A 7,398-nucleotide genomic window follows, 5' to 3' on the forward strand; every position below is an offset into this window, starting at 1 on the left:
CCAACCGCTACGAGACCAGCGCCAACGTGGCCAAGGACTTCGGCACCGGCGTGGACACGCTGTACGTGGCCTCCGGTGACGACAAGGCCTTCGCCGACGCGCTGGCCGGCTCGGCCCTGGCCGGCTCGAAGGACGTGCCGGTGCTGCTGACCCGTGGCGACAAGGTGCTGCCCGTGACCCGCAACGCGGTGCGCTCGCTCGCGCCGAAGAAGGTCGTGGTGCTGGGCGGCGACGACGTGGTCTCGCAGAAGGTGGCCGACGAGCTGGGTGCCACCGAGCGTCTGGCCGGCCCCAACCGCTACGCCACGGCCGTCGAGGTGGCCAAGCAGTTCCCCGCCGGCTACGACTTCACCGCCGTGGCCACCGGTGCGGACTACCCGGACGCCCTGACCGGTGGCGCCCTGGCGGCCAAGGAGGGCGGCCCGCTGCTGCTGACCCGCCCGGACCGCCTGCTGAAGGTGGTGGGTGACCACGTGGCCGCCCACCCGACCCAGACCGTGGTGCTGGGCAGCACGGCCGCCGTCTCGCAGGACGTGGAGGACGCGCTCAAGGACCTGCTGGGCCTGTGATGTACCCCGGTGGTGGCCCACCCCCATCGCGCCGCCACCGGACCACGACGAAGGCCTCGACCGGAACCATCCGGTCGGGGCCTTCCCCTGTGCGCCGGCGAGGGGCACACTGGGTACATGAACCAGCACCCGCGCGCAGCGATCGCCGTCGTCGCCCTGATGGGCCTGCTCCCCCTGGCCGGGTGCGACGGGCAGGGGGCCGACGACCCGTCGAGTTCGACGCCGAGCTCGACGGAGCCGGCACCGGGCCCCTCGGACGGGGGCAGCCCCTCGCCGAGCCCCACCTCGCCCTCGAGCCCGACGCCCACCAGCCCCGCACCCACCAGCCCGTCCGACGGGACCAGCCCGTCCGACGACGGCCCGGAGGACTCCGTGACCACCTACCTCGTGATGTTCGCCCCGCCCGAGGGCGTCTCCGACCCGGCCGCCCGCAAGGAGGCGGTACGCCGCCAGGTGGACCGGAAGGCCGCCCAGTTCGAGGAGCGCGGCCTCGAGGTGAGTTCGCGCTACAGCACCGTTGGTGGCCTCGCCGTCCGGGCCACGGCCGCCCAAGCGGAGGAGCTGCGGTCCGACCCCGACGTGCTGTCGGTCGAGAAGGACCGCATGGTCAGCATCCCCGAGGTCCCCGGTCCCAGCGCCACCTGAGCGCGAGACCCTCGGTCCGTCACGAGCGATGGAGGTGGATGTGACGTCGCACGAGGGAAGTGGACCGCTCGACGACTACGCAGCGGACCTGTGGGTGGCGCCCGTCGTGGTCAACCTGGCGCTCGCCGCCTGGGCCCAGCACGGGCGATCCCGCACCTGACGGCTCAGCGCAGGGGGCGCCAGAGGGTGAGCTCGCGGCCGGTGGCGGGGCGGGCCGGCCGCTGGCCCTGACGCACCGCCTCGGCCTCGCCCCGGCGGCCGGCGGCGAAGACGCGCTGTCCCGCATCGAGGACGGCGCGGGCCCGGTGCAGCTCGGCCTCCATCTCGGCCATGCGCTCGGCCATCTCCTCGGTGAGGCGCGTGAGCTCCATGATGCGGCGGATGCCCGCCAGGGAGATGCCCTCCTCGGCGGAGAGACGCTGCACCTCCCGCAGTTGCTCCACGTCGGCCTCCGAGTAGCGCCGCCCGCCGCCCCGCGCACGGCTGGGCGAGACCAAGCCCATGCGGTCGTACTGGCGCAGCGTCTGGGCGTGCATGCCCGTCAGCTCGGCCGCCACGGAGATGACGTAGACCGGGCGCGTGTCGGGGGAACGGTCACGCCCGCCCCCTGCAGCCGCGCCCGGTCGACGGGTCATGACGCCGCGCGGGTCGCGAGGTCGGCCCGCGGATCGGACTCGTCGGCCGCGCGCAGGGTCTCGACGGCCTCACGCTGAGCGTCGGTGAGGTCCGTCGGGACGGTGACGTGCACCTCGGCCAGCAGATCGCCGGCACCGTTCTTGGTGGGCGCGCCCCGTCCGCGGAGGCGCAGGCGGCGGCCCGACGGCGTGCCGGGGGCGACCTTCACCTTCACGCTCTGACCGTCCCAGGTGGGGACGCTCACCACGGCACCGAGAGCGGCCTCGGCGAAGGTGACCGGTAGGTCGAGCACGAGGTCGTCCCCCTCGCGGCGGTACACCTCGTGCGGCCGGACGTGAACGGTGATCATCAGGTCACCGGCCGGCCCACCGGTGGGGCTGGGGTGACCCCGGCCCTTGAGACGGATCCTCTGTCCGTCCTTCACGCCCGCGGGCACCTTGATGGTGGTCGTCTGCCCGTCGGCCTGGCGCACGGTGGCCTTGTCACCGGCCATCGCCTGGTGGAACCCGACCGTCACCTGGGCGTCCAGGTTCTCGCCCCGCTGCGGGGGTGCCTGCCGGGGGCCGGCACCGCCCGGACCGAAACCGGGCTGGCCGCCGAAGCCGCCGCCCGCACCACCGAAGCCACCGCCACCACCGGCGGCGCCGAACATGCGCAGGATGTCCTCGAGGTCCTCACCGCCCATCTGCTGGCCGCCGGGGCCGCCGGTGCTGTAACGCACCCGCTGGCCGCCGGCGGGGCCACCACCACCGAAGGCGGAGAACAGGTCCTCGAACCCGCCGGCTCCACCACCGGGGCCTCCGGCGCCCGCGGTGAAGCGGGCACCGCCGGCGGCCATCTGCCGGACGGCGTCGTACTCGTTGCGGCTCTCGGCGTCGGAGAGCACCTGGTAGGCCTCGCCGATGTCCTTGAACCGCTGCTCGGCCGCCTCGTCACCGGGGTGCTGGTCGGGGTGGTTGGCCCGTGCGAGCTTGCGGTAGGCCTTCTTGATCTCGGCGTCGTCGGCATCGGGCGAGACGCCCAGGGTCTTGTAGAAATCCTTCTCGAACCAGTCCTGGCTCGCCATCACGCCTCCTCGCGAGATCGGTTCTGGGGCCTGACCCCGGTGGGGATCAGGCCGGGTCGGCCACGGCGACGCGGGCGGCGCGCACGACGCGCTCCCCCACGGCGAAGCCGGGCTGCATCACCTGCACCACGGTGGTGGCGGTGGTGCCCTCCGGGAGCTCGGCCTCGGTGTGCATGAGGGCCTCGTGCACGTTCGGGTCGAACTCCTCGCCGGCCTCGCCCAGCTTGCGCACGCCGAAGCGCTCCAGCGTGGTCTCGAGCTTGGTGGCGATGGCGGCCATCGGGCCGTCCTCGAGCTCCCCGTGCTCACGCGCCATGTGCACGTCGTCGAGCACCGGGATGAGCGCCTCGACGACGCTGCCGATGGTCGCGTCCTTGTCCTTGGCGCGCTCCCGCTCCATGCGGTTGCGGTAGTTCACGTGGTCGGCCTGTGCACGGCGCAGGTCCTCCAGGCGCTCGGCGGCCAGCAGCGTGTCCGGGTGCGGCGCGTCGGCCTCCTCGGCCAGCTGGTCCGCGGCGTCCTGCTCACCGGTGGCCGCCCCCTGCGGCTCGGCGGTCGCCTCGGTGACGGCCTGCTCGGCGTCCGCGGCGTCCTGCGGGGTCGGGGCGTCCTCCACCGATCCGGGTTGGGAGACGCCGTCGTGCTCGGGGGCGTCGGGGTTCTGGGGGTTCTTGTCCTGGTCGGCCATCGGCCACCTCCTGGGTCAGCGCCCTCGGGGCGGGGATCCCGCCCCGAGGGCTCACGGCATCAACCACGGCTCACCGCGGTGAGGCGGGTGGGGCGGACCGGCCGCCCCACCCGCGGTGGATCACTTGGACGAGTTGTCGTCGTCCTCGACGACCTCGGCGTCCACGACGTCCTCGTCGGCGGACCCGGCGTCACCGGCGGCCTGCTCGCCACCGGCCTGGGCACCGGCGCCCTCACCCTCGGACTGGGCGTACATGGCCGCACCCATCTTCTGGCTGGCCTCGGACACCTTGGAGGTGGCGGCCTTCAGCTCCTCGACGTCGGCGTCCTCCTTGGCCAGCAGCTCCTTGAGCTCGGCCAGGGCGGACTCGGTCTCGGACTTCTCCGCCTCGGGCAGCTTGTCGCCGTTGTCGGCGATGAACTTCTCGGTGGAGTAGGACACCTGCTCGGCCTGGTTGCGGGCCTCGGCGGCCTCGCGACGCTTGGCGTCCTCGGCGGCGTGCTCCTCGGCGTCCTTCACCATGCGCTCGATGTCGTCCTTGTCCAGGGCAGAGCCACCGGAGATGGTCATCGACTGCTCCTGGCCGGTGCCGCGGTCCTTGGCGGACACGTGGACGATGCCGTTGGCGTCGATGTCGAAGGTGACCTCGATCTGCGGCACGCCACGGGGCGCCGGGGCGATGCCGGTGAGCTCGAAGTTGCCCAGCGGCTTGTTGTCGCGGGCCAGCTCGCGCTCACCCTGGAACACCTGGATGCCGACGGCCGGCTGGTTGTCCTCGGCGGTGGTGAACACCTCGGAGCGCTTGGTCGGGATGGCCGTGTTGCGCTCGATGAGCTTGGTCATCAGGCCGCCCTTGGTCTCGATGCCGAGGGACAGCGGGGTGACGTCGATGAGCAGGACGTCCTTGCGGTCACCCTTCAGCACACCGGCCTGCACGGCGGCACCGGCGGCCACGACCTCGTCCGGGTTCACACCCTTGTTGGGCTCCTTGCCGGTGAGCTTCTTGACCAGCTCGGCGACGGCGGGCATGCGGGTGGAACCACCGACGAGCACGACGTGGTCGATCTCGTCGACCTTCACGCCGGCGTCCTTCATGACGGCCTCGAAGGGCTGCTTGGTGCGCTCGAGCAGCTTGTCGGTCATCTGCTCGAACTGGGTGCGGCTCAGCGACTCGTCCAGGTGGATCGGGCCGTTCTCCCCCATCGAGAGGTACTGCAGGTTGATGGAGGTGGAGGTGGAGCTCGACAGCTCCTTCTTGGCCTGCTCGGCAGCGTCGCGCAGACGCTGCATGGCGATCTTGTCGCCTGCCAGGTCCACGCCGGTGTTGTTCTTCACGCTGGTGAGCAGGTGCTGGACGATCGCGTCGTCCCAGTCGTCACCACCGAGCTTGTTGTCACCGGAGGTGGCGCGCACCTGGATGGTGGAGAAGCCGTCCTCGGGGTCCTTGCTCACCTCGAGCAGGGAGACGTCGAAGGTGCCGCCACCGAGGTCGAAGACGAGGATGAGCTCGTCCTCCTTGCCCTTGTCCAGGCCATAGGCCAGCGCAGCGGCGGTGGGCTCGTTGATGATGCGCTGCACGTTCAGACCGGCGATCTCACCGGCCTCCTTGGTGGACTGGCGCTCGGCGTCGTCGAAGTAGGCCGGCACGGTGATGACCGCGTCGGTCACCTCCTCGCCCAGGTAGGCCTCGGCGTCGCGCTTGAGCTTCATGAGCGTGCGGGCGCTGATCTCCTGCGCGGTGTACTTCTTGTCGTCGATCTCGGTGGTCCAGTCGGTGCCCATGTGGCGCTTCACCGAGCGGATGGTGCGGTCGACGTTGGTGACGGCCTGGCGCTTGGCCACCTCACCGACCAGGACCTCGCCGTTCTTGGAGAACGAGACGACCGACGGGGTGGTGCGGCCGCCCTCGGCGTTCGCGATGATCTCCGGCTCGCCACCGTCGAGGATGGCCATGGCGGAGTTGGTGGTACCGAGGTCGATGCCGATTGCGCGTCCCATGAGGGAACCTCCTGCTTGTCGCGGGTGATTGCTGCGGGCAACTCTGCGGAGCGCTCGACCGGGTGGTCAAAGTGGCGCTCACCAAAGTTGCGTCTGATGTGCTCAACCGCGCGGAGGGCGCGGTTCATTCCCGTGGATGCAGTGTGAGGTGAGACACAAAGTGTCAGCAGGGCTGCCGTAGATTCTCATCACCGGTTGGGCCTGCTGCACCGATGGGTGACACCTGGTCTGGCTTGCCCGTGGGGGTGGCCTGGAGGGGTGTGCACCGTGCCCACTTCCTGTCCCCAGGAGTTCCGCGAGGACGTCGTGCGCGTGGCCCGCTCCCGGCAGGAGCCGGGAGGAGCCGACCGGGTTGCGCGAAGCCCGGGGCCGGATCCGCCTGCTTGGGCAAGTGGTCGAGTGGATGAGGCGCGCCGGGTTGGGCAGGAGATGGCTGAGAGGACTGAATCGCCCCGGGTTTGATGGAGGCTCTGGTCCCACGGAGGGATGCAGAGCGTGCCGGCATCACGGATGTACCCCGGTGAGTTGTGGGAGCGGGCGATGCGGATGAGGGTGCGGGGCCCGCAAGGGCCCGGTGACGTGGCGAGGGGCGTTCGAGCGCATCGGTGATCAGCTCGGGGTCCACCCTGAGTCTCTGCGTAGCTGGGTCCGCCAGGTAGAGGTTGATGCCGGCACGGTGCCGGGGGTGACCTCGCTGGAGGCCGTCAGGGTGGCTGAGGTGGAGAAGGAGAACCGTGGGTTGCGGTGGGCCAACGCGATCCTGAGGTCGGCCTCGGCTTTCTTCGCGGCGGAGCCAGGCCGCCCACACCGGTGGTCGTGGACTTCATCGATCGCTACAAGCGCGAGTTCGGAGTCGAGCCGATCTGTCGCACGCTCACCACGGCGGGCACGGAGATCGCTCCGAGCACGTACTGTGCCGCGGCCACGGGGCAGCCCTCGAAGCGGGAGGTGCGCGACGCGCGACTGCTGGTGGAGGTCCGGCGGGTCCACGCGCAGCACTATGGGGTGTACGGGGTCCGGAAGGTCCACGCCCGGTTGCGCCGGGAAGGCATCGACGCGGCCTGGTGCACCGTGGAACGCCTCATGAGGGCCGATGGGCTGCGTGGTGTCAGCCGGGCCATGGGCCCCCGGGCGACGGTGCCGGGCAAGGGGCCGGAGCATCGGCCGGGCCTGGTCGACCGCGACTTTCCCCCCGCAAGCGGCAGGTGCCCCCACCGCCACGGCCCCGAACCAGCTCTGGGTGGCAGACATCACTTATTGCGCTTTCGCGGGGTGGGTGTACGCCGTGTTCGTGATCGACGTCTTCTCCAGGATGGTCGTGGGCTGGCAGGTCTCGAAGTCGCTGCGTACCGACCTGGCGCTGGACGCCCTGGAGATGGGGCCGGTGGAACCGGTGCCGTCAGGGCCAGGACGTCACGGGGTTGAAGCATCACAGCGACAAGGGCGTCCAGTACGTCGCCATCGGCTACACCCAACGACTGGCCGGGGCCGGTGTGGTCGCGTCGGTCGGGTCCACAGGTGACTCCTAGGACAATGCCCTGGCCGAGGCGTTCAACTCGCTGTTCAAGGCCGAGTTCGTCGGCAACCACGGCCCGTGGCGAGGCATCGACGACCTGGAGATCGCCACCGCGGAGTGCATCGACTGGTTCAACCACCAGCGCCTCCACGGCGAACTCGGCATGGTCCCACCCGCTGAGAAGGAAAACACCTACCACCAGCACCACCCCGTGACGGCACCCGCCGACACGGCCCTTGCGAACCTCTAAGAAACCGGCTCTTCGGAGTTGAGCGTGGGT

At 70.9% G+C, this 7,398-nt stretch carries 8 protein-coding genes and 2 pseudogenes; 6 read left to right on the plus strand and 4 right to left on the minus strand.

Annotation, left to right across the window (positions count from 1 at the left end; all coding sequences use genetic code 11):
* Together HMPREF3099_RS07535 and HMPREF3099_RS07540 are read left to right on the plus strand one after the other, a co-directional pair.
* On the plus strand, positions 1-569 hold a 569-nt coding region (locus tag HMPREF3099_RS07535), incomplete at its 5' end, for a cell wall-binding repeat-containing protein (RefSeq protein ID WP_141762053.1).
* Positions 570-686: 117 nt separating this feature from the next.
* Positions 687-1,214 carry a protease inhibitor I9 family protein gene (locus tag HMPREF3099_RS07540; protein ID WP_070705414.1) on the plus strand — a complete coding sequence of 176 codons (528 nt, stop codon included), beginning with the start codon at positions 687-689 and terminating at the stop codon, positions 1,212-1,214.
* 164 nt (positions 1,215-1,378) lie between these two features.
* Here HMPREF3099_RS07540 and HMPREF3099_RS07545 read toward each other — a convergent pair whose 3' ends face one another.
* The 4 genes from HMPREF3099_RS07545 to dnaK form a co-directional block, all read right to left on the minus strand.
* Entirely contained in the window at positions 1,379-1,849 is a 471-nt protein-coding gene (locus HMPREF3099_RS07545; RefSeq protein WP_070705415.1) for a heat shock protein transcriptional repressor HspR, read from the minus strand.
* Entirely contained in the window at positions 1,846-2,916 is a 1,071-nt protein-coding gene (locus HMPREF3099_RS07550; protein WP_070705416.1) for a DnaJ C-terminal domain-containing protein, read from the minus strand. The genes HMPREF3099_RS07545 and HMPREF3099_RS07550 overlap by 4 nt, the downstream gene beginning before the upstream one ends.
* A gap of 46 nt (positions 2,917-2,962) precedes the next feature.
* On the minus strand, positions 2,963-3,604 hold the full coding sequence (locus HMPREF3099_RS07555) for a nucleotide exchange factor GrpE (RefSeq protein ID WP_070705417.1): 642 nt from the start codon (positions 3,602-3,604) through the stop codon (positions 2,963-2,965).
* A gap of 120 nt (positions 3,605-3,724) precedes the next feature.
* Complete coding sequence (dnaK, locus tag HMPREF3099_RS07560) at positions 3,725-5,602, minus strand: molecular chaperone DnaK (RefSeq protein WP_070705418.1); 1,878 nt, start codon at positions 5,600-5,602, stop codon at positions 3,725-3,727.
* A gap of 574 nt (positions 5,603-6,176) precedes the next feature.
* On the opposite strand from dnaK, the pseudogene HMPREF3099_RS13725 reads away from it, so the two are divergent.
* From HMPREF3099_RS13725 to HMPREF3099_RS13740, 4 genes and pseudogenes are all read left to right on the plus strand, one after another.
* A pseudogene (locus HMPREF3099_RS13725) lies at positions 6,177-6,296 on the plus strand (hypothetical protein); the annotation flags it as partial.
* Between the two features lie 311 nt (positions 6,297-6,607).
* Positions 6,608-6,658 (plus strand): annotated as a pseudogene (locus HMPREF3099_RS13730) (hypothetical protein); the annotation flags it as partial.
* Between the two features lie 37 nt (positions 6,659-6,695).
* On the plus strand, positions 6,696-7,124 hold the full coding sequence (locus HMPREF3099_RS13735; RefSeq protein WP_371327521.1) for a DDE-type integrase/transposase/recombinase: 429 nt from the start codon (positions 6,696-6,698) through the stop codon (positions 7,122-7,124).
* 37 nt (positions 7,125-7,161) lie between these two features.
* Positions 7,162-7,368, plus strand: coding sequence for an integrase core domain-containing protein (locus HMPREF3099_RS13740; RefSeq protein WP_371327522.1), 207 nt, complete (start codon positions 7,162-7,164; stop codon positions 7,366-7,368).
* The last annotated feature ends 30 nt before the right edge of the window (positions 7,369-7,398 follow it).

Source organism: Kytococcus sp. HMSC28H12, assembly GCF_001816045.1.
Taxonomy (GTDB): domain Bacteria; phylum Actinomycetota; class Actinomycetes; order Actinomycetales; family Dermatophilaceae; genus Kytococcus; species Kytococcus schroeteri.